Source organism: Planococcus massiliensis (assembly GCF_000821325.1).
GTDB lineage: Bacteria > Bacillota > Bacilli > Bacillales_A > Planococcaceae > Planococcus > Planococcus ruber.
The window spans coordinates 1,818,626-1,837,171 of record NZ_CCXS01000001.1 but is presented as its reverse complement, the minus strand read 5'-3'; the positions used below and the strand labels follow the sequence as shown (position 1 = coordinate 1,837,171).

At 48.2% G+C, this 18,546-nt stretch carries 16 protein-coding genes; 14 read left to right on the top strand and 2 right to left on the bottom strand.

All coding sequences use genetic code 11. From position 1 onward, the window contains the following. Positions 1 to 113: 113 nt before the first annotated feature. From BN1080_RS08985 to BN1080_RS08925, 13 genes are all read left to right on the top strand, one after another. The gene (locus BN1080_RS08985) at positions 114 to 2,159 is read left to right on the top strand and encodes a sigma-54 interaction domain-containing protein (RefSeq protein ID WP_052651729.1); all 2,046 of its coding nucleotides are present in this window, start codon (positions 114 to 116) and stop codon (positions 2,157 to 2,159) included. Between the two features lie 132 nt (positions 2,160 to 2,291). Next, complete coding sequence (gene yqiS, locus BN1080_RS08980; RefSeq protein ID WP_052654515.1) at positions 2,292 to 3,200, top strand: phosphate butyryltransferase; 909 nt, start codon at positions 2,292 to 2,294, stop codon at positions 3,198 to 3,200. 24 nt (positions 3,201 to 3,224) lie between these two features. Beyond that, entirely contained in the window at positions 3,225 to 4,319 is a 1,095-nt protein-coding gene (locus tag BN1080_RS08975; RefSeq protein WP_052651728.1) for a Leu/Phe/Val dehydrogenase, read from the top strand. Between the two features lie 22 nt (positions 4,320 to 4,341). Next, positions 4,342 to 5,433, top strand: coding sequence for a butyrate kinase (gene buk, locus BN1080_RS08970; RefSeq protein ID WP_052654512.1), 1,092 nt, complete (start codon positions 4,342 to 4,344; stop codon positions 5,431 to 5,433). A gap of 17 nt (positions 5,434 to 5,450) precedes the next feature. Next, the gene (lpdA, locus tag BN1080_RS08965; protein WP_052651727.1) at positions 5,451 to 6,878 is read left to right on the top strand and encodes a dihydrolipoyl dehydrogenase; all 1,428 of its coding nucleotides are present in this window, start codon (positions 5,451 to 5,453) and stop codon (positions 6,876 to 6,878) included. A 13-nt stretch (positions 6,879 to 6,891) separates the two neighbouring features. Continuing rightward, on the top strand, positions 6,892 to 7,896 hold the full coding sequence (locus BN1080_RS08960; RefSeq protein WP_052651726.1) for a thiamine pyrophosphate-dependent dehydrogenase E1 component subunit alpha: 1,005 nt from the start codon (positions 6,892 to 6,894) through the stop codon (positions 7,894 to 7,896). After that, positions 7,896 to 8,879: an alpha-ketoacid dehydrogenase subunit beta gene (locus BN1080_RS08955; protein WP_052651725.1), complete on the top strand. Its 984-nt coding sequence runs from the start codon at positions 7,896 to 7,898 to the stop codon at positions 8,877 to 8,879. The genes BN1080_RS08960 and BN1080_RS08955 overlap by 1 nt, the downstream gene beginning before the upstream one ends. Positions 8,880 to 8,988: 109 nt before the next feature. Beyond that, positions 8,989 to 10,338 carry a dihydrolipoamide acetyltransferase family protein gene (locus BN1080_RS08950; protein ID WP_052651724.1) on the top strand — a complete coding sequence of 450 codons (1,350 nt, stop codon included), beginning with the start codon at positions 8,989 to 8,991 and terminating at the stop codon, positions 10,336 to 10,338. Between the two features lie 136 nt (positions 10,339 to 10,474). After that, positions 10,475 to 12,175 carry a methylmalonyl-CoA mutase family protein gene (locus BN1080_RS08945; protein ID WP_052651723.1) on the top strand — a complete coding sequence of 567 codons (1,701 nt, stop codon included), beginning with the start codon at positions 10,475 to 10,477 and terminating at the stop codon, positions 12,173 to 12,175. Then, positions 12,172 to 14,319, top strand: a complete 2,148-nt coding sequence (gene scpA / locus BN1080_RS08940; RefSeq protein ID WP_052651722.1) for a methylmalonyl-CoA mutase — start codon at positions 12,172 to 12,174, stop codon at positions 14,317 to 14,319. Before BN1080_RS08945 ends, scpA begins: the two co-directional genes overlap by 4 nt. Continuing rightward, entirely contained in the window at positions 14,319 to 15,386 is a 1,068-nt protein-coding gene (gene meaB / locus BN1080_RS08935; protein WP_052651721.1) for a methylmalonyl Co-A mutase-associated GTPase MeaB, read from the top strand. The genes scpA and meaB overlap by 1 nt, the downstream gene beginning before the upstream one ends. Positions 15,387 to 15,451: 65 nt before the next feature. Then, entirely contained in the window at positions 15,452 to 15,892 is a 441-nt protein-coding gene (locus BN1080_RS08930) for a BrxA/BrxB family bacilliredoxin (protein ID WP_052651720.1), read from the top strand. Positions 15,893 to 16,384: 492 nt separating this feature from the next. Continuing rightward, on the top strand, positions 16,385 to 17,368 hold the full coding sequence (locus tag BN1080_RS08925) for an aromatic acid exporter family protein (protein ID WP_052651719.1): 984 nt from the start codon (positions 16,385 to 16,387) through the stop codon (positions 17,366 to 17,368). A gap of 46 nt (positions 17,369 to 17,414) precedes the next feature. Here the strand turns inward: BN1080_RS08925 and BN1080_RS08920 are convergent, their stop codons facing one another. After that, positions 17,415 to 17,594: a CsbD family protein gene (locus tag BN1080_RS08920; protein WP_052651718.1), complete on the bottom strand. Its 180-nt coding sequence runs from the start codon at positions 17,592 to 17,594 to the stop codon at positions 17,415 to 17,417. A 103-nt stretch (positions 17,595 to 17,697) separates the two neighbouring features. On the opposite strand from BN1080_RS08920, the gene BN1080_RS08915 reads away from it, so the two are divergent. After that, a complete protein-coding gene (locus BN1080_RS08915; RefSeq protein ID WP_052651717.1) occupies positions 17,698 to 18,309 on the top strand; it encodes a 3'-5' exonuclease in 612 nt (203 codons plus the stop codon). Between the two features lie 59 nt (positions 18,310 to 18,368). On the opposite strand, the gene prli42 is transcribed toward BN1080_RS08915, so the two are convergent. Next, a complete protein-coding gene (gene prli42, locus BN1080_RS17215; protein WP_199876604.1) occupies positions 18,369 to 18,464 on the bottom strand; it encodes a stressosome-associated protein Prli42 in 96 nt (31 codons plus the stop codon). Positions 18,465 to 18,546: the final 82 nt, after the last annotated feature.

The window sequence follows — 18,546 nt, the reverse complement described above, 5'->3', positions numbered from 1 at the left end:
CTTTCATCCATTGTTTCCAATTCTGATAAAGTTGTCAAGAATTCAATCCTGAGGTACGCTTGGAAGAGGTACTGCAATTAATTGCAAAATACTCAGGGAAGGTATGAATCCATTTGCAAAACGTAGCGATTGTTGGCGGCGGCGCTGGAGGCTCTGCCATTTTACGAATTTTATTGGAGTCTGATTATATGCGGGTCGTTGGCATCGCGGACACTAATCCGGATGCCCCGGCCATTCGTACTGCGAGAACTGAAGGGATTTTCACCACGGACAACTACCGGGATTTTGATAAAGAATTAGTGGATATGGTTTTTAACGTAACGGGAAGCGAAGCCGTACAAAAAGACCTGCCGCAATTTTTTTCGGAAAATACGGTGATCATACCCGGCAGCATTGCCAATGCCCTTGTCCGGCTATTGATCGAAAAAGAGCATTTGATTTCTTTGCTAAGCGAAGAAAGCCATAAACAGAATATCATTTTTAATTCCATAGAAGAAGGCATGATCGGAATCGATAGAGACGGGCATGTCAATTTCATGAACCGAAGCGCAGCCCGCATGGTCAACGTGGATATCGAATCTGCCATCGGCCGGCCGGTCAATGAAATCATTTCGTCGAGTGAACTGTCGCGGATTTATGAAACTGCGCGCACCGAATTGAACCGGGAACTCGTGCTAAAAAACGGCACCAAAATTGTCACTTCCCGATTTCCGATGATTGACGAGAACGGGGAAACCATCGGCGCATTTGCGGTGTTTAAAGATATCAGCGAAGTCGTTTCGTTAGCAGAGCAGATTACCGATCTAAAAGAAGTGCAGACGATGCTGCAAGCGATTATCCAGTCGAGCGATGATGCCATCTCCGTAGTCGATGAGAAAGGCAATGGGCTGTTAGTCAATCCGGCGTATACGCGCATTACGGGCCTACAGACGGAAGATGTCATCGGGCAGCCGGCTTCAGCGGATATTTCGGAAGGGGAAAGCATGCACTTAAAAGCGCTGCAGACACGCAAGCCCTACCGCGGAGTGAATTTGAAAGTCGGCCCTGCGAACCGGGAAGTCATTGTCAATGTGGCGCCGATAATCGTAGACAACCAACTAAAAGGAAGTGTCGGCGTCATCCACGATACGACCGAAATCCGGTCACTGATGAAAGAATTGGACCGGGCGCGGAGCATCATTCGGACCCTGGAATCGAAATATACATTTGATGACATTGTCGGCTATTCTTCCGAAATGCAGCTGAGCCTTCAGCAGGCGAAGCTTGCCGCCCAGACGCTCGTAACCGTCTTGCTTCGAGGGGAATCCGGAACCGGCAAAGAATTATTCGCCCATGCCATCCACAGTGCGAGCGAACGGAAATTCAATAAGTTTGTGCGGGTTAATTGTGCAGCTCTATCGGAATCGCTGCTCGACAGCGAACTGTTCGGCTACGAAGAAGGCGCGCTCCCAGGCGTTAACAGCGGAGCAAAGCGCGGATTGTTTGAAGAAGCGAACAACGGCAGTATTTTCCTGGATGAAATCGGTGAATTGTCCCCGGCGCTCCAAAGCAAATTGCTTCGTGTCCTGCAGGAGCATGAAACGCTGCGCATCGGCGGTACAATTCCTATTCCGGTCAATGTCCGAGTAATCGCTTCAACCAATGCGAATATGGAAAAAGCGCTTCTTGACGGGACGTTCCGCGAGGATCTGTACTACCGGCTGAACCGCATGCCGATCCTAATTCCGCCCCTGCGGAAACGGAAGCAGGACATTCCGCAAATCGTTGAACGGCTCTTGCTGAAGTTGAATCAGGAATACGGACGGAATGTAGAGGCGGTCACCGAAAAAGCGACGCAATTGCTGAAAGTCTATGATTGGCCAGGCAATGTCCGGGAATTGGAAAACGTCATCAGCCGGTCGATGATTTTCATGCAGATGAATGACAAGACGTTAACCGAAGAACACATTCCGCGGAACATGCTGAAAGCGGCTGAAGCAAAGCATGAAGTCGTCGTTGAATCATCAGTGCCGCTCCAGGAACAGCTGGACGCCGTCGAGCGCGGCATTTTGCATCATGCGCTCACGCAATTCAAAGGAAATAAGTCGAAGACTGCCAAACAGCTGGAAATTTCTCTTCGTACTTTATATTATAAACTCGAAAAATATGGCTTATCATGAATGTGTGCAAATTATTGCAGGGTTTTGCAATAATTTGCACAGTAAATAGCCTTAAAAAGGAAATAAAGCGCTTTCAAGACTTATATCTTGGCTTTTATTCTGCTTTAATTAAAAAGGAACGGGGTGATTTTGATGGCCACATTAGTGGAGATCCTGGAAAATACGGCGAGCAGCAAAGAAACGGTAGTAGCTGTTGCGGCTGCGGCAGACTCGGAAGTCCTGGAAGCGGTCCATCGTTCGCTCGAGCGGAATCTTGCCAGTTTCAGGCTTTTCGATGACTTGGAAAAATTGCGGTCTGCAATTGGGAAAAGCCATCCTTATCTCAGCAATCACCCTAAAATAAAAATTCACCATGCAGCCGATCCTCAATCAGCAGCAGAAGCAGCTGTAAAGTCAGTTTCCAACAAGGAATCTGATGTATTGATGAAAGGCCATATACCGACAGCAATATTAATGAAAGCGGTTTTACAGCCAGCATTTGGCCTGCGGACCGATCAGGTTTTATCGCATGTAGCCGCTTTTGAAATCGAAGGTTTCGAACGGCTTGTATTTGTGACGGACGCCGGAATGAACATCCATCCGGATCTGCAGCGAAAAGCTGAGATCATCCAGAATGCTGTTTTTTTCGCACATTCCCTGGGGATCCAAATGCCGGTGGTTGCGCCGCTCGCTGCCATTGAAGTCGTCAATCCCGTTATGCAGGCAACTGTTGATGCCGCCGCGCTTACCGCAATGAATAAGCGCGGACAGATAACAGGGTGCATTGTAGAAGGGCCGCTAGCCCTTGATAATGCAATTTCGCTAAAAGCAGCAAAACACAAAGGGATCGCTGCGAAGTCAGCGGGGTTAGCTGATATTCTGTTGGTCCCCAATATCGAATCAGGCAATATCTTGTATAAATCATTGGTGTTTTTTTCGAAAGCGAAAGTGGGAGGCGTCATTGTAGGTGCGAAAGCGCCCATCGTGCTGACTTCCCGGGCAGACAGCGCAGAAACGAAATTGTTCTCGCTTGCACTCGCCATTCGCTCATCGACTATCTAACGAGACCACTAGGAGGAATTTACAATGGAAATTTTCAAAAGAATGGAACAGCACGACTACGAACAATTGGTATTTTGCCAAGATAAAAACTCAGGATTAAAAGCAATCATCTGCATCCACGATACGACGCTCGGACCTGCTCTAGGCGGTACACGCATGTGGAATTATGACACTGAAGAAGAAGCAATCGAAGATGCAATCCGCCTTGGCCGTGGAATGACTTATAAGAACGCAGCTGCCGGATTAAACCTTGGCGGAGGCAAAACGGTTATTATCGGCGATCCGCTGAAAGACAAAAACGAAGAAATGTTCCGTGCATTCGGACGCTTCATCCAAGGCTTGAATGGCCGTTACATCACAGCTGAAGATGTCGGTACAACTGTTGCAGACATGGACTTGATCCATGAAGAAACAGATTTTGTTACAGGCATCTCACCTGCATTCGGTTCTTCAGGAAACCCTTCACCGGTAACTGCTTACGGCATTTACATCGGCATGAAAGCGGCTGCGCTTGAAGCATTCGGCGATGATTCGCTTGAAGGCAAAACAGTTACGGTTCAAGGCGTAGGAAACGTAGCTTATACCCTTTGCAAACATCTTCACGAAGAAGGCGCAAAACTGATTGTTACGGATATTAACCAAGAAGCGGTGCAGCGCGCTGTCAATGATTTCGGCGCCGTGACTGTTGCACCTAATGAAATCTATTCACAGGAAGCGGATATTTTCGCACCATGTGCAATGGGTGCCATCATCAATGACGATACGATTCCTCAACTGAAAGTTAAAGTCGTTGCAGGATCTGCCAACAACCAATTGAAAGAAGAGCGCCACGGCGATGAATTGGAAGCAAGAGGCATCGTTTATGCACCGGACTTCGTCATCAACTCAGGCGGCGTAATCAACGTTGCGGATGAATTATACGGCTACAATAACGAACGTGCGATGAAGCGCGTAGAAACCATCTATGACAGCATCACTCGCATTTTTGAAATCGCAAAACGCGATGGCATTCCAAGCTACATCGCAGCTGAGCGCATGGCGGAAGAACGCATCAACCGCGTTAAAAACTCAAGATCACAATTTTTGCGCAACGGACATAACATCCTAAGCAGAAGATAATAGAGAAATGGAGGATTCGCTTGTGCAAGAACAGCATCATCGTATTTTGGTCCTGAATCCCGCCTCAGATGCGACTAAAATCGGCGTTTTTGACAACGACATTTTGATTATGGAGAAAACGCTCCATCATTCATCGGATGCATTTGATGAATTTGCTTCATTAGCAGATCAAAGTGCCGTTCGAAAACAAGCGATTCTTGAAGCGTTGGATGAAGAAGGCATGAATGTCTCGAACCTGGCGGCCGTATGCGGCAGGGGAGGATTGCTTCGTCCGATAGAAGGCGGGACCTATTTAGTGAATGAAGCAATGCTCGAAGATTTACAAAAAGGAATATTAGGTCAGCATGCCTCCAATTTAGGGGGCATTGTTGCGTATGAAATTGCAAGTGGCTTAAATATCCCTTCATTTATTGTCGATCCGGTAGTGGTTGATGAGCTATCGCCGCTTGCCAGAGTTTCCGGCTTTAGCGGCATTGAACGAAAATCGATTTTCCATGCCCTGAATCAGAAAGCGGTTGCCCGCAGATACGCAAAAGAGCGGGGGCAAAGCTATGAAGAGGTCCGATTGATCGTCGCCCATTTAGGCAAAGGCATTACTGTCGGAGTCCATCAGGGCGGCAAAGTGGTCGATGTCAACAACGGCCTCCATGGCGATGGCCCATTCAGCATGGAACGCGCAGGGACAATCCCTTCCGGCGATCTGGTGGAGTTGTGTTTTTCCGGTCAATACAGCCGGCGGGAAATGCTGCTGAAGCTTGTCCGGAATTCTGGAGTATCCGGCTATTTAGGGACAAGCGACAGCGTCCGAATCGAACGGCGGATTAAGAATGGCGACCTTGCAGCAAAATCGATTTTTGACGCTATGGCTTATCAAGTAGCGAAAGAAATCGGGGCAGCAAGCGCAGTTCTTGAAGGCCGCATTGATGCCATCATCTTAACGGGATCGTTGGTGCACGGCAAAGCGTTAACCGAAGAAATCACGAAGCGCATCCGCTGGATTTCGGATGTGGTGGTCGTACCGGGGGAGAACGAGCTTCAGGCATTGGCTGAAGGAGCAGTCCGGGTTCTAAGAAATGAAGAAGACGCGAAAGTTTACCCAGCATTATCAGAATAAGGAGGTCATCTTCACTTATGGCACAAAATTATGATGTAGTCATTCTAGGCGGCGGAACGGGCGGATATGTAGCTGCGATCCGTTCAGCACAATTAGGGTTAAAGACGGCGATTGTTGAAAAAGGAAATTTAGGCGGGACCTGTTTACATAAAGGCTGTATTCCAAGCAAAGCGCTGCTGCGCAGTGCGGAAGTCTACTCTACAACGAAAAACCATGCGGCGGATTACGGCGTTAACACAGGCGAAGTTTCATTGGATTTCTCCCGTGTCCAACAGCGAAAACAAGGCATTGTGGACCAATTGCATGCAGGCGTCAAAGGCTTGATGAAAAAAGGCAAAATCGATGTTTATGAAGGCATCGGGCGAATTCTCGGGCCGTCCATCTTTTCGCCAAACCCAGGCACGATTTCAGTGGAACTGAACAACGGGGAAGAAAATGAAATGCTGATCCCGAATAACGTCATCATTGCGACCGGATCTCGTCCGCGCACGCTTCCGGGCCTTGCCATCGACGGGAAATTCGTCATGAGCTCGGATGAAGCGCTTGCGATGGAAGAACTTCCAAAATCTATTCTTATTGTCGGCGGAGGAGTCATCGGCATCGAATGGGCATCCATGCTGAACGATTTCGGGGTGGAAGTCACGGTAATTGAGTACGCTGACCGCATTCTTCCAACGGAAGATAAAGATATTTCGAAAGAAATGCAAAAACTCCTATCGAAAAAAGGCATCAAATTTGCAACGAGCGCCAAAGTGATGGCTGAAACGCTTCAAACGGGCGAAAACGGCGTGGCGATCCAAGCAGAAACGAAAAACGGCACGGAATCTTTCTCAGCTGAGAAAATGCTGGTTTCGGTTGGGCGCCAGGCAAATGTTGAAAACATCGGCCTGGAAAATACGGACATCGTGGTGGAAAAAGGGTTTATTCAAGTGAAAAACACCTTCCAGACAAAAGAATCGCATATATACGCAATTGGCGATGTTATTGGCGGCCTTCAGCTTGCGCACGTGGCTTCGCACGAAGGCATTACAGCGATCGAGCATATTAAAGGAAATAATCCGCATGCCATCAACTACGATTTGGTCTCCCGCTGCATTTATTCGAATCCGGAAGCGGCAAGCGTCGGCATTACGGAAGATCAGGCAAAAGAAAAAGGCTTTGATGTCAAAGTCGGCAAATTCTCATTTAAAGCAATTGGGAAAGCGCTTGTTTACGGCGAGTCAGATGGATTTGTGAAAATTATCGCTGACAAAGCCACGAACGATATTCTCGGTGTCCATATGATCGGGCCGCACGTAACGGATATGATTTCTGAAGCGGGCCTTGCAATGGTGCTTGACGCAACGCCATGGGAAATTGCCGAAACGATCCATCCGCACCCGACATTGTCTGAAGTCATGGGAGAAGCGGCACTTGCTGTAGACGGAAAAGCAATCCATAGCTAAAGGAGGAGTTCAAATGGCTTCAAAACACGAAGAAGCAGGTTTGACGAAAGAAGATTTATTGAAGATCTATGAAACGATGATGACGGCGCGCCGTGTGGATGAGCGGATGTGGCTCCTAAACCGGGCCGGCAAAATCCCGTTCGTCATTTCATGCCAAGGGCAAGAAGCGGCTCAAGTAGGAGCAGCTTATGCACTGGATAATACGAAAGACTATATTGCACCTTATTACCGTGATTTGGGCGTCGTGCTGCATTTCGGCATGACTCCGAAAGACATTATGCTTTCAGCGTTTGCAAAAGCAGAAGATCCGAACTCCGGCGGACGCCAGATGCCAGGGCATTTCGGCCAAAAGAAAAACCGTATTTTGACGGGTTCTTCGCCGGTAACGACGCAATTGCCGCATGCAGTCGGTGTTGCACTTGCCGGGAAAATGAAAAAGCAGGATTTCATCACGTTCAATACGCTTGGCGAAGGTTCTTCCAACCAAGGAGATTTCCATGAGGGCTTGAACTTTGCAGGCGTCCATAAATTGCCGGTCATCACAATGGTCGAAAACAATAAATACGCGATTTCTGTTCCATTCGACCGCCAAGTGGCGAGCAAGAACGTATCAGACCGTGCAGCAAGCTACGGCATGCCGGGTGTGACAATTGACGGAAATGATCCGATTGAAGTCTATAAACACGTGAAAGAAGCGGCTGACCGTGCACGCCGCGGCGAAGGCCCAAGCTTGATCGAAACGGTTTCTGAACGGATGACGGCCCATTCATCGGATGATGATCACCGCCAATACCGTTCAGCAGACGAATTGGCTGCGCAAAAAGATAAAGATCCCATCCTGACTTTTGGTGCATATTTGAAAGAAAACGGCATCATGGATGATGAATTGGAAAAAGAAATCAACGACCGCATCATGGTGATCGTAAACGAAGCGACAGATTACGCTGAAAACGCTCCATACGCAGAACCGGAACATACACTTAAATATGTCTATGCGGAAAAAGGAGGAAACGAATAATGGCAGTAATGAATTATATTGACGCCATCACGCTTGCCATGAAAGAAGAAATGGAACGTGACGAAAACGTTTTTGTCCTAGGTGAAGATGTCGGGAAAAAAGGCGGCGTATTTAAAGCAACGCAAGGATTGTATGATCAATTCGGAGAAGACCGTGTAGTTGATACGCCGCTTGCGGAATCAGCGATTGCCGGTGTTGGAATCGGAGCAGCGATGTACGGCATGCGCCCGATCGCTGAATTCCAATTTGCAGATTTCATCATGCCTGCAGTCAACCAGATCATTTCGGAAGCTTCGCGCATCCGCTACCGGTCGAACAATGATTGGTCATGCCCGATCGTTTTTCGCGCACCATTTGGCGGCGGCGTTCACGGGGCGCTTTACCACTCCCAATCAGTGGAAGCGGTATTTGCGAATCAGCCTGGATTGAAAATTGTCATTCCGTCCACTCCATACGATGCGAAGGGATTATTGAAAGCGGCGATCCGCGATGAAGATCCGGTCATGTTCTTTGAGCATAAACGGGCTTACCGTTTGATCAAAGGAGAAGTTCCAGAAGACGACTATACTGTTGAGATCGGAAAAGCGGATGTAAAACGCGAAGGCGAAGACGTTACCGTCATTACTTACGGACTGGCTGTCCATTTCGCGCTGCAAGCGGCAGAGCGCCTGGCAGAAGACGGCATTTCTGCACATGTTCTAGATCTGCGCACGATTTATCCGTTGGATAAAGACGGCATTATCGAAGCAGTGAAGAAAACCGGAAAAGTTCTATTGGTCACAGAAGACAATAAAGAAGGAAGCATTATCGGTGAAGTGGCGGCGATCATCGCTGAAAACTGCCTATTTGACCTTGATGCACCGATCAAACGCTTGGCAGGGCCAGATGTTCCGGCGATGGCGTATGCGCCGACAATGGAAAAATACTTCATGATCAACCCGGATAAAGTGGAAAAAGCGATGCGGGAACTTGCGGAATTTTAATCGAAAAGCGGAGGCTGGCGTTCAGCTCTGAAAGGCTTATGACCCGAGGAGTTGCCCGTTGTGAACAAAGAAAAGTAAAAGATGCACTCAATAAAAGGAGGAATCCCTTTTGGCTATAGAAAATATTAAAATGCCGCAGCTGGGCGAAAGTGTAACGGAAGGAACCATTGAAAAATGGCTCGTACAGCCAGGAGACCACGTCAATAAATACGATCCTTTGGCTGAGGTCAATACGGATAAAGTAACGGCTGAAGTGCCTTCTTCATTCACGGGTATCATTAAAGAATTGATTGCGAGCGAAGGCGATACGCTGGAGGTCGGAGCGATCGTTTGTACGATCGAAACCGAAGGCGGAGATGCTGCGCCGGCTGAAGAGGAAAAACCATCTGAAGCCGGAAAAGAAAACGTCATGCCTGCTGCAGATACGGAAGTGACGAAAGGTTTGCAAGGAACGAAAGGTTCCTCACAGCCTGTCCGTCCGGAAGGTTCGAAAGCCCGCTATTCACCGGCTGTTTTGCGCCTCGCGCAAGATAACGACATCGACTTGGCGCAAGTGCAAGGCACTGGAAACGAAGGGCGCATCACGCGCAAAGATTTGCTTGCCTTAATCGAAAGCGGCAATATTCCAAAAGCTGGGGATGCACCTACAGCGCCGGCCCAAGAAGAAAGCCGTCCGGCTGCAAGTGAGTCTGCACCAGCCCAAGCGCCATCTGCACCAGCACCGGCACAGAAATCCGCGCCGATTGAAAGTGCACCTGGCGATATTGAAATTCCTGTTACGGGTGTCCGCCGTGCGATTGCTGCCAATATGCTGAAGAGCAAGCACGAAGCGCCTCATGCGTGGATGATGGTCGAAGTCGACGTGACGGAATTGGTTTCCTACCGCGATTCTTTGAAAAAAGATTTCAAGAGCAAAGAAGGATTCAATCTCACGTATTTCGCATTTTTCGTCAAAGCCGTTTCTCAGGCATTGAAAGAGTTTCCGATGATGAATTCGATGTGGGCTGGAGATAAAATCATCCAGAAGAAAGACATCAATATTTCTATTGCTGTCGCATCGGACAACGCCTTATTCGTTCCGGTCATCAAAAACTCGGATGAAAAATCGATTAAAGGCATCGGCAAGGAAATCAACGAATTGGCTGTTAAAGCCCGTTCCGGCAAATTGAAATCTGCTGATATGCAAGGCGGGACATTTACCGTCAACAGCACGGGCTCATTTGGTTCTGTGCAATCAATGGGCATCATCAACCATCCGCAAGCGGCGATTCTGCAGGTCGAGTCGATTGTGAAACGCCCGGTGATCATGGACAATGGCATGATTGCAGCGCGTGATATGGTCAATTTGTGCTTGTCTCTTGACCACCGCGTATTGGATGGGTTGATTTGCGGCCAGTTCATGGCCCGCGTAAAAGAAATTCTCGAAAACATGAACAAAGACAACACTTCTGTTTATTAATTTCTTGAAACAGAGGTTTCCACTTTTTAAAGCAGAGAGAAAAGCTCGGAGTCTTCGGACTTCGGGCTTTTTTTCCTTTAATGTCCGTGCTCTGTCGGGTAAAATGAAGATAGATCGCCTTTGAGGAGGGAACCCAGTGACAATCGATTCCATGAAACAGACTAAATTTTCGAAGCGTACATATGAAGAATGGCAAACTGCCGCTGAAGGAGCATTGAAAGGCAAGCGGTTCGATGAAACCTTAAAAACAAAAACGCTTGAAGGAATAACGCTCGAACCTCTTTATACAAAAGAAATGCTGGAACAGTCCGGCAAGAAGATTGATGAGCAGATCCAAGCTGTCCGCAGCGGAAAGCAACTGCCGGGATGGTTCATTGCACAGGAAACGGCAGCGGCTACTGCAACGGATTATTTGGCAGCTGTCAAAGAAGACCTGGCACGCGGAAATGAAATGATTGTCTATACAAGCTTTCAGCGCCTGGAATGGAATGACAGCGAACTGAAGGAATTGGCAGCACTCATCGAACGTTTCCCGTTGTACTTCCGGTTGACATCAGATGACACGCAAATTCTGCGCGTCTTCGATTTTGTCGATGAAGCCAAGCTGACAAATGTCCAAGGCGTGATTTATTCGGAAGAATTTGTGAAAGCGCCTCCAAAAGTGCGTACGCAGCTTATTGATACGATCCCTGTGCATCATGCTGGAGGCACTATAATCCATGAACTTGGGATGGCGCTTAGCATTTTAGCGGAAACAATTAATAAAGAAGATTTTCAAAATCAAGCTGAAAATACGTGGGTGCGCTTTGCAGTCGATACGGCATTCTTCCAGGAAATTGCAAAATTGCGGGCGTTCCGTGTGCTTTGGACGGCCTTTTGTTCAGCATATGGCGAGGAAGCCCCGCCAATCCCGATTTTCACTGAAACATCGGTCCGTTCGTATTCAAAATTGGATCCATACGTCAATTTGCTTCGCGCAGGCAATGCCACTTTTTCAGCCGTGCTTGGCGGAACAAATGCGCATACGGTCCATCCGCATGATTTCCTGACCGTTTCAGACGGACAGAGCCGACGGATTGCACGCAATGTCCAATTGGTCATTAAAGAAGAAACGCACGTCAATCATGTCATGGATGTTAGTGCAGGATCTTATTTTATTGAAACGCTGACCCATGAATACATCGATGCAGCATGGAATTATTTCCTGGAAATCGAAGGGGCAGGCGGCTATACAGAAGCGATGAATTCCGGTTGGCTGACTGATGACATCCAAGCGAAGTGGATGGAGCGCAAAGAAAAAGCGGCACTCCGGGAAATGTCCTTGATCGGCACAAATGTGTATGCAAATCCGCAAGAACCGGTTAAAGACGGCCAAATTGATGAGACGCATCTGGAATATATGACTGCGAAACGGTTGGCGGCGCCATTTGAGAAATTGCGGGCGCGCAGCAAAGAAGTGATGCTGAAATCAGCGATTGTCCATCTCGGCCCATTAAAAGCCGTGAAAGCACAATCGGATTTTGTGCAAGGCTTTTTGGCTGTCGGTGGAATCGAGACGGAAATCAGCCCGGAAATCCGGACAGCGCAACAATTGAATCAGTTCTTAACAGAAAATCAAATCCAGTACGCGGTCTTATGCGGAGGGAAAGAAAAAATCGATGAAATTGTCCAAGGCTTGGATACAGATGCAGTAGTTGATGTGGCAGGAAGATATCCGGAGCAGCAAATGGCGGAATGGAAAGCTTTCCAGATCAACGATGCCATCTATACAGGCAAACACATCACTTCAAAACTCGAGGGAATTTTAGAGTTAGGAAAGGAGGCTGTTCAAGAATGAAAAAACCGGATTTTACGAAAGTTGACTTGAATGGGCTAAAAGCTTCCCGAACAGAAGATTTTCAGCAAGAGGCATTTGAAACAAACGAAGGCATTGCTGTCAAACCTTTTTATCAGGCAGAAGATGCAGCGGGAACAGAGGACAGTCTTCCAGGATTTGCACCGAATGTCCGCGGTCCTTATTCGACGATGTATGTGTCGCGCCCTTGGACTGTCCGGCAATATGCAGGATTCTCGACTGCAGAAGAAAGCAATGCTTTCTACCGCCGAAACTTGGCGATGGGGCAAAAAGGGCTGTCCGTCGCATTTGACTTGGCGACCCATAGAGGGTACGACTCTGACCACCCGCGAGTAGTGGGGGATGTTGGAAAAGCGGGAGTTGCGATCGATAGTGTAGAAGACATGAAAATCTTATTCGACGGAATTCCGCTTGACCAAATGTCCGTGTCAATGACGATGAACGGCGCTGTGGTGCCGATCATGGCATTTTTCATCGTTGCGGCTGAAGAACAAGGGGTCACTCCAGAACAGCTGGCCGGGACCATTCAAAATGATATTTTGAAGGAATACATGGTCCGCAACACCTATATTTATCCGCCGGCGATGTCGATGCAGATCATTGCCGATATCTTCAAATACACATCAACCAAGATGCCGAAATTCAATTCCATTTCGATCTCGGGCTACCATATCCAGGAAGCAGGAGCGACAGCGGATATCGAATTGGCCTATACGTTGGCAGACGGATTGGAATATGTCCGCACCGGCCTTGCTGCCGGCATCGGCATTGATTCATTTGCGCCGCGTTTGTCATTTTTCTGGGGCATCGGCATGAATTATTTCATGGAAATCGCGAAAATGCGTGCCGCCCGTGAAATTTGGGCGAAAATGATGAAAAGCTTTGATCCAAAAAATGAAAAATCATTGGCATTGCGCACTCATTCCCAAACTTCGGGTTGGAGTTTGACCGAACAGGATCCGTTCAATAACGTCACGCGGACATTGATCGAAGCAAACGCTGCAGCAATGGGGCATACCCAGTCGCTGCACACGAATGCATTGGATGAAGCCATTGCCCTTCCGACCGATTTTTCTGCGCGGATCGCCCGCAATACGCAATTATTCTTGCAGGAAGAAACGATGATGACCAAAGTGATCGATCCTTGGGGCGGCTCTTATTACGTAGAATCTCTGACAAAGGAATTGACGGAAAAAGCATGGCAGCTGATCGAGGAAGTGGAAGAGCTGGGCGGAATGGCGAAAGCGATTGAAACCGGCCTTCCGAAAATGAGAATCGAAGAAGCGGCGGCTAAAAAGCAGGCGCAGATCGATTCCAATGAAGAAGTGATCATCGGGGTTAACCGATACCGCTTAGATGAAGAAGACCCGATCGACATTTTGAATATCGATAATACGATGGTCCGCAAAAAACAAATTGAGCGGATTGAACAGATGAAAGCAAATCGCGCTGAGGAAAAAGTGAAGGAAGCACTTGCGAAGTTGACGGAAGCTGCGAAAACTGGCGAAGCAAACATTTTGGAATGCGCTGTTGAAGCTGCCAGATACCGGGCGACACTTGGTGAAATTTCAGATGCGATCGAAGCCGCGTCCGGCCGCCATAAAGCGGTGATCCGTTCGGTGAGCGGCGTCTACAGCTCAAACTTCTCCAATCAGCAGGAAATGGAAACGGTCAAGGAAATGACTGAGGACTTTATCGAAAATGAAGGCCGGAGACCGCGCATTTTGGTGGCGAAAATGGGACAGGATGGCCATGACCGCGGAGCGAAAGTCATCGCTACCGCATTTGCCGATCTCGGCTTTGATGTAGATATCGGGCCCCTATTCCAAACGCCGGCAGAAACGGCCCAGCAGGCGGCGGAAAATGACGTCCATGTGATCGGGGTCAGTTCACTTGCAGCGGGCCATATGACCTTGGTGCCGGACCTTGCAGCAGAACTGAAAAAAATCGGCCGGGAGGATATTCTGATTGTCGTCGGTGGAGTCATCCCGGCGCAAGATTATGAGTTCCTTCGCAACAACGGGGCGAGTGCGATTTTTGGACCTGGAACAGTCATTCCTGTCGCTGCCCAAAAAGTCATTGAGGAAATTTATGTACGCCTTGGATATGAGGAAGTGGCAGACTGATGGACCGGCAAAAAGGGTCGCGTCGTGTCATGGAAGGCGTGAAAGCCGCACATGACGGCATGAAGTCTTCTCCGCGGAAAAAATTCAAAAAGCCGGAAGCTAAACCGTTCGATGTGGAAGTTATGGCTGACGGGGTGCGCAGCGGTTCGCGTCTGCATCTCGGAAAAGCGATCACTTTACTAGAAAGCTCGAATCCAGCGGATAAAACGAATGGCCAGGAGCTGTTGAACCAGCTGCTGCCGCATACCGGCAACAGCATCCGCCTCGGCATCACCGGCGTGCCGGGAGCCGGCAAAAGCACGTTCATCGAAACGTTCGGCGAAATGCTGACAAGGGAAGGCCACCGGGTGGCTGTACTTGCCATCGATCCGAGCTCTTCGATTACCGGCGGAAGCATTTTAGGGGATAAAACCCGGATGGAGCAATTGGCCAAAAATCCAAATGCGTTCATCCGGCCTTCCCCGACAGCTGGCACACTCGGCGGCGTCCATAAAAAAACACGCGAAACAATGCTTCTTTGCGAAGCCGCCGGCTATGATGTCATATTAATTGAGACGGTCGGCGTCGGACAAAGCGAAACCTTAGTGCGGGGCATGGTCGATATGTTCCTGCTGCTCGTCTTGACGGGTGCCGGGGACGAACTCCAGGGCATGAAAAAAGGCATACTGGAGCTCGCTGATGCTATCATTGTCCATAAAGCAGACCAGCATAATCTGGAGCTTGCCCAAAAAACGGTGCGCGAATACAAACAGATTCTGCATTTTATGCAGCGGGCAACCGAAGGCTGGAAAACGCAGGCACTGCCGGTGTCTTCATTCGAAAAGACCGGAGTCCAGGAAACATGGGCCATGATCCGGGAATTTGAAGAGCTGATCAAGTCGAGCGGCTATTGGCAGAAACGGCGCCAAAACCAAACGAAGGATTGGTTCCGATCCATGATCACGGATGAATTGCTCGGCCGCTTTTATGGAGACCCCAGCCGCAGCCAGCAGGTGAAAATGCTGGAACGCGAAGTGCTTCAAGAAAAAATGACGGTTTCCCAAGCCATTGCGGATCTGTTCGAGTAAGCTTTTTTGCAACTCTTTTCAAGTCCTGCTATGATAAATAGAGTAATAAATAAGGAGTGTTCGATATGGCAATGGATTTTAATTTTCTGATGAATGATATAGTAACGCAAGCCCGCCAGGAAATGGTTGACGCTGGCTATACGCAATTGCAAACGCCTGAAGAAGTGACAGATGTATTAGCTCAGCCAGGGACTAGCCTTGTGATGATCAACTCTGTATGCGGCTGTGCCGGCGGAATTGCACGTCCAGCAGCTACGCATGCCGTGCATTACGACAAGCGCCCTGACCGTTTAGTAACGGTATTTGCAGGCCAGGACAAAGAAGCAACGGCTCAAGCACGTGCGATTTTCGGCGAAGACCACTTGCCTTCATCTCCATCGTTCGTCTTCATGAAAGATGGCAAAATGGTTGATGAAATCGGCAGACATGAAATTGAAGGGCATGACCCGATGTCTGTAATCACGCATATTCAAGAAATCTTTGAAGAGCATTGCGAAGAAATCTAAAGAGAATGCCCCTCAAAAAGGGGCATTTTTTTATTGCGGAGAATGTGGAGGTTAAAGGTTTGGTATTTATTCGCCGAATCCAGACGGCCGCCTACGCTTTTCTGCGTTGTCCAGACTTCGGCAGCCAGATTCTCGGGTCATAAGCCAATCCGGCTGTGCGGCTGAGAACACGCCGCTTCGCCAGCTTGTCTTATGCCCGTCGAATCTAGACGGCTGCCTACGCTTTTCTGCATTGTCCAGACTTCGGCAGCCAGATTCTCGGGTCATAAGCCAATCCGGCTGTGCGGCTGAGAACACGCCGCTTCGCCAGCTTGTCTTATGCCCGTCGAATCTAGACGGCTGCCTACGCTTTTCTTTTGTCCAGACTCCAGCGGCCAAGTTCTCGGGTCATAAGTCGCCTCGCCTGTGCGGCAAAGAACGCCGCTTCGGCCATTCGCCTTATGCCTTTCGAACTTAAATGGCCGTTTACGCTTTTCTTATAAGGGGATGCCTATGAAACTTAAGAAATACCGGATCGGCTACCGCACGATGAAGACAGCTGCGGGCGTGGCGATTGCCATTTCGCTAGCGCAGTTGCTGCAGCTTGATTATTACGTCTCGGCTGGAATCCTAACGATTCTCTGCATCCAGCCGACGAAAAAGAAATCGATCCGCGCTGCTTTTTCCCGCCTGGTCGCGAGTTTAATTGCAATTGCTTATGCTTTTCTGTTTTTTGAAGGAATTGCGTATCATCCTTTGACCATCGGCATTATGATTTTGCTGTTCATCCCGACTTTGGTGACGCTCCGTTTTGCGGATGGATTTGTGTCAAGTTCGGTCATTCTTTTGCATATTTACGATTCCCAGAACTTGACGCTGGATCTGTTTGTCAATGAATTATCCCTCATGGCTGTCGGTTTTGGCACGGCACTCGCCGTCAATATGTACATGCCGAGCATCGAGAAAAAGCTGGACGATTACCGCTACCAGATTGAAGTGCTGTACTCCTCGATTTTCTCGGAAATTGCTAATTACCTCCGGCAAGGGGAATCGGACTGGACGGGAAAAGAATTGATGGAAAGCACGGAGCTGTTGAAAAATGCCAAAGCCCTCGCTTATCAGGATGTTGAAAACCACGTGACCCGCCTTGAAAACAAGTATTACCATTACTTTGACATGAGGGAGCAGCAACTGGAAATCATCGAACGCATCTTGCCTAAAATTACAGCATTGCCGGTAATTGTCGGACATTCCCATTTGATCGCAGATTTTTTGGAAGATCTGGCGAGCCATGTCCATTCAGGCAATACCGCTTACCGCTATATCGGCAAGCTGCAAGCCGTCAAAGATGAATTTGCGGACATGCCGCTGCCCGATACCCACGATAAATTCCTGGCAATGGCTGCTTTATATCAAGTGATTGAAGAGATGGATGCTTATTTGGAAATCAAATCTTCCTATAAAGGATTTAAAAGTGCGAAACCTGCTATCGCTTGATAAAAACACAAAACCGATGAAGGGATCCTTCATCGGTTTTTGTGTTTTATTTTTTGTTTTTAAGATCGCCAATGGCGTCTTGTGCTTTGCCTTTTAATTTGTCGGCTTTTCCATCGCGCTGCATTTTTGGATCATCGGTTGCGTTGCCGATCTGATCTTTCATTTCGCCTTTTGCTTTGCTGACAGTGCCTTTTAGTTTGTCTCCGAATCCGTTGTTTTCTGCCATTGTGTATTCCTCCTTGTTGTTGTCTTATTCTATATATAGCCTGAAAAAAGAAATTTAAAACAAACTCGCGTATAATGGAAGCAGGAAACCGAGGAGGGAAAGCATGGAAAAACGTGATGCTAGACAGATTCTGGAACAAAAAATGAAAGAGACGCGGCCGAAGTGGACCCGAAGCCAATCTGCGCGCCCTAAAAAATATAAATCAACGATGCAGACCCCTGAAGATTACGTCGTACTGGATTTTGAAACGACCGGGCTCCGTTCCGGCAGCGATAAAATCATTCAGATCGGCGCTGTGAAATACATTCAGCACGAGCGGAAAGAAACGATGTATTTAATGGTCAATCCAGAATGCCCGATTTCCGGAACCATTACGCGGATCACCGGCATTACGAACAAGGATGTTGAAAATGCGCCCGTAATCGAAGAAGTGGCGCACGAACTGATTGCTTTTATTGGAGGACTGCCGATTGTTGCACATAATGCGCCGTTTGATATGGGCTTTCTTTATGCATTGGAAGACATTACGCCGATTCCGGAATATACGGTCATTGATACCGTGAAGCTTGCCAGAAGAGCGATTACGGAGACGCCGAACCATAAGCTGACGACGCTGACCGCTTTTTTGAAATTAGAGCATGATGCCCATGATGCGCTTGGCGATTGCCTGGCGACGGCTTCCATCTATCAATTTTGTGTGGAACGGCTGCGCTGAAAAAGAAAAGACGGAAAATCGGCAAGTGCGATTTTCCGTCTTTTTCTATTTTGCAGCCCTTAAATGATGAAGCTGATGCCCATAAGCAAACTTGAAAGCAGCATTAGACCGACCATTGTGTAGACAATCACTTTTCGGAAAGCACTATTTCTCATCCATCGAAACTCCTTTTTAGATAGTTGAACTTTGTTTTTATCATAGCATATTTTAGATGCATTTTATAGGAAGACCTTTGGC

Coding starts and splice junctions, on each gene's coding strand:
- scpA (WP_052651722.1), top strand. CDS start 12,172: ATGAAAAAACCGGATTTTACGAAAGTTGACTTGAATGGGCTAAAAGCT.
- lpdA (WP_052651727.1), top strand. CDS start 5,451: ATGGCACAAAATTATGATGTAGTCATTCTAGGCGGCGGAACGGGCGGA.
- BN1080_RS08960 (WP_052651726.1), top strand. CDS start 6,892: ATGGCTTCAAAACACGAAGAAGCAGGTTTGACGAAAGAAGATTTATTG.
- yqiS (WP_052654515.1), top strand. CDS start 2,292: ATGGCCACATTAGTGGAGATCCTGGAAAATACGGCGAGCAGCAAAGAA.
- BN1080_RS08915 (WP_052651717.1), top strand. CDS start 17,698: ATGGAAAAACGTGATGCTAGACAGATTCTGGAACAAAAAATGAAAGAG.
- BN1080_RS08930 (WP_052651720.1), top strand. CDS start 15,452: ATGGCAATGGATTTTAATTTTCTGATGAATGATATAGTAACGCAAGCC.
- BN1080_RS08975 (WP_052651728.1), top strand. CDS start 3,225: ATGGAAATTTTCAAAAGAATGGAACAGCACGACTACGAACAATTGGTA.
- BN1080_RS08920 (WP_052651718.1), bottom strand. CDS start 17,594: ATGGCAGAAAACAACGGATTCGGAGACAAACTAAAAGGCACTGTCAGC.
- meaB (WP_052651721.1), top strand. CDS start 14,319: ATGGACCGGCAAAAAGGGTCGCGTCGTGTCATGGAAGGCGTGAAAGCC.
- BN1080_RS08955 (WP_052651725.1), top strand. CDS start 7,896: ATGGCAGTAATGAATTATATTGACGCCATCACGCTTGCCATGAAAGAA.
- BN1080_RS08925 (WP_052651719.1), top strand. CDS start 16,385: ATGAAACTTAAGAAATACCGGATCGGCTACCGCACGATGAAGACAGCT.
- prli42 (WP_199876604.1), bottom strand. CDS start 18,464: ATGAGAAATAGTGCTTTCCGAAAAGTGATTGTCTACACAATGGTCGGT.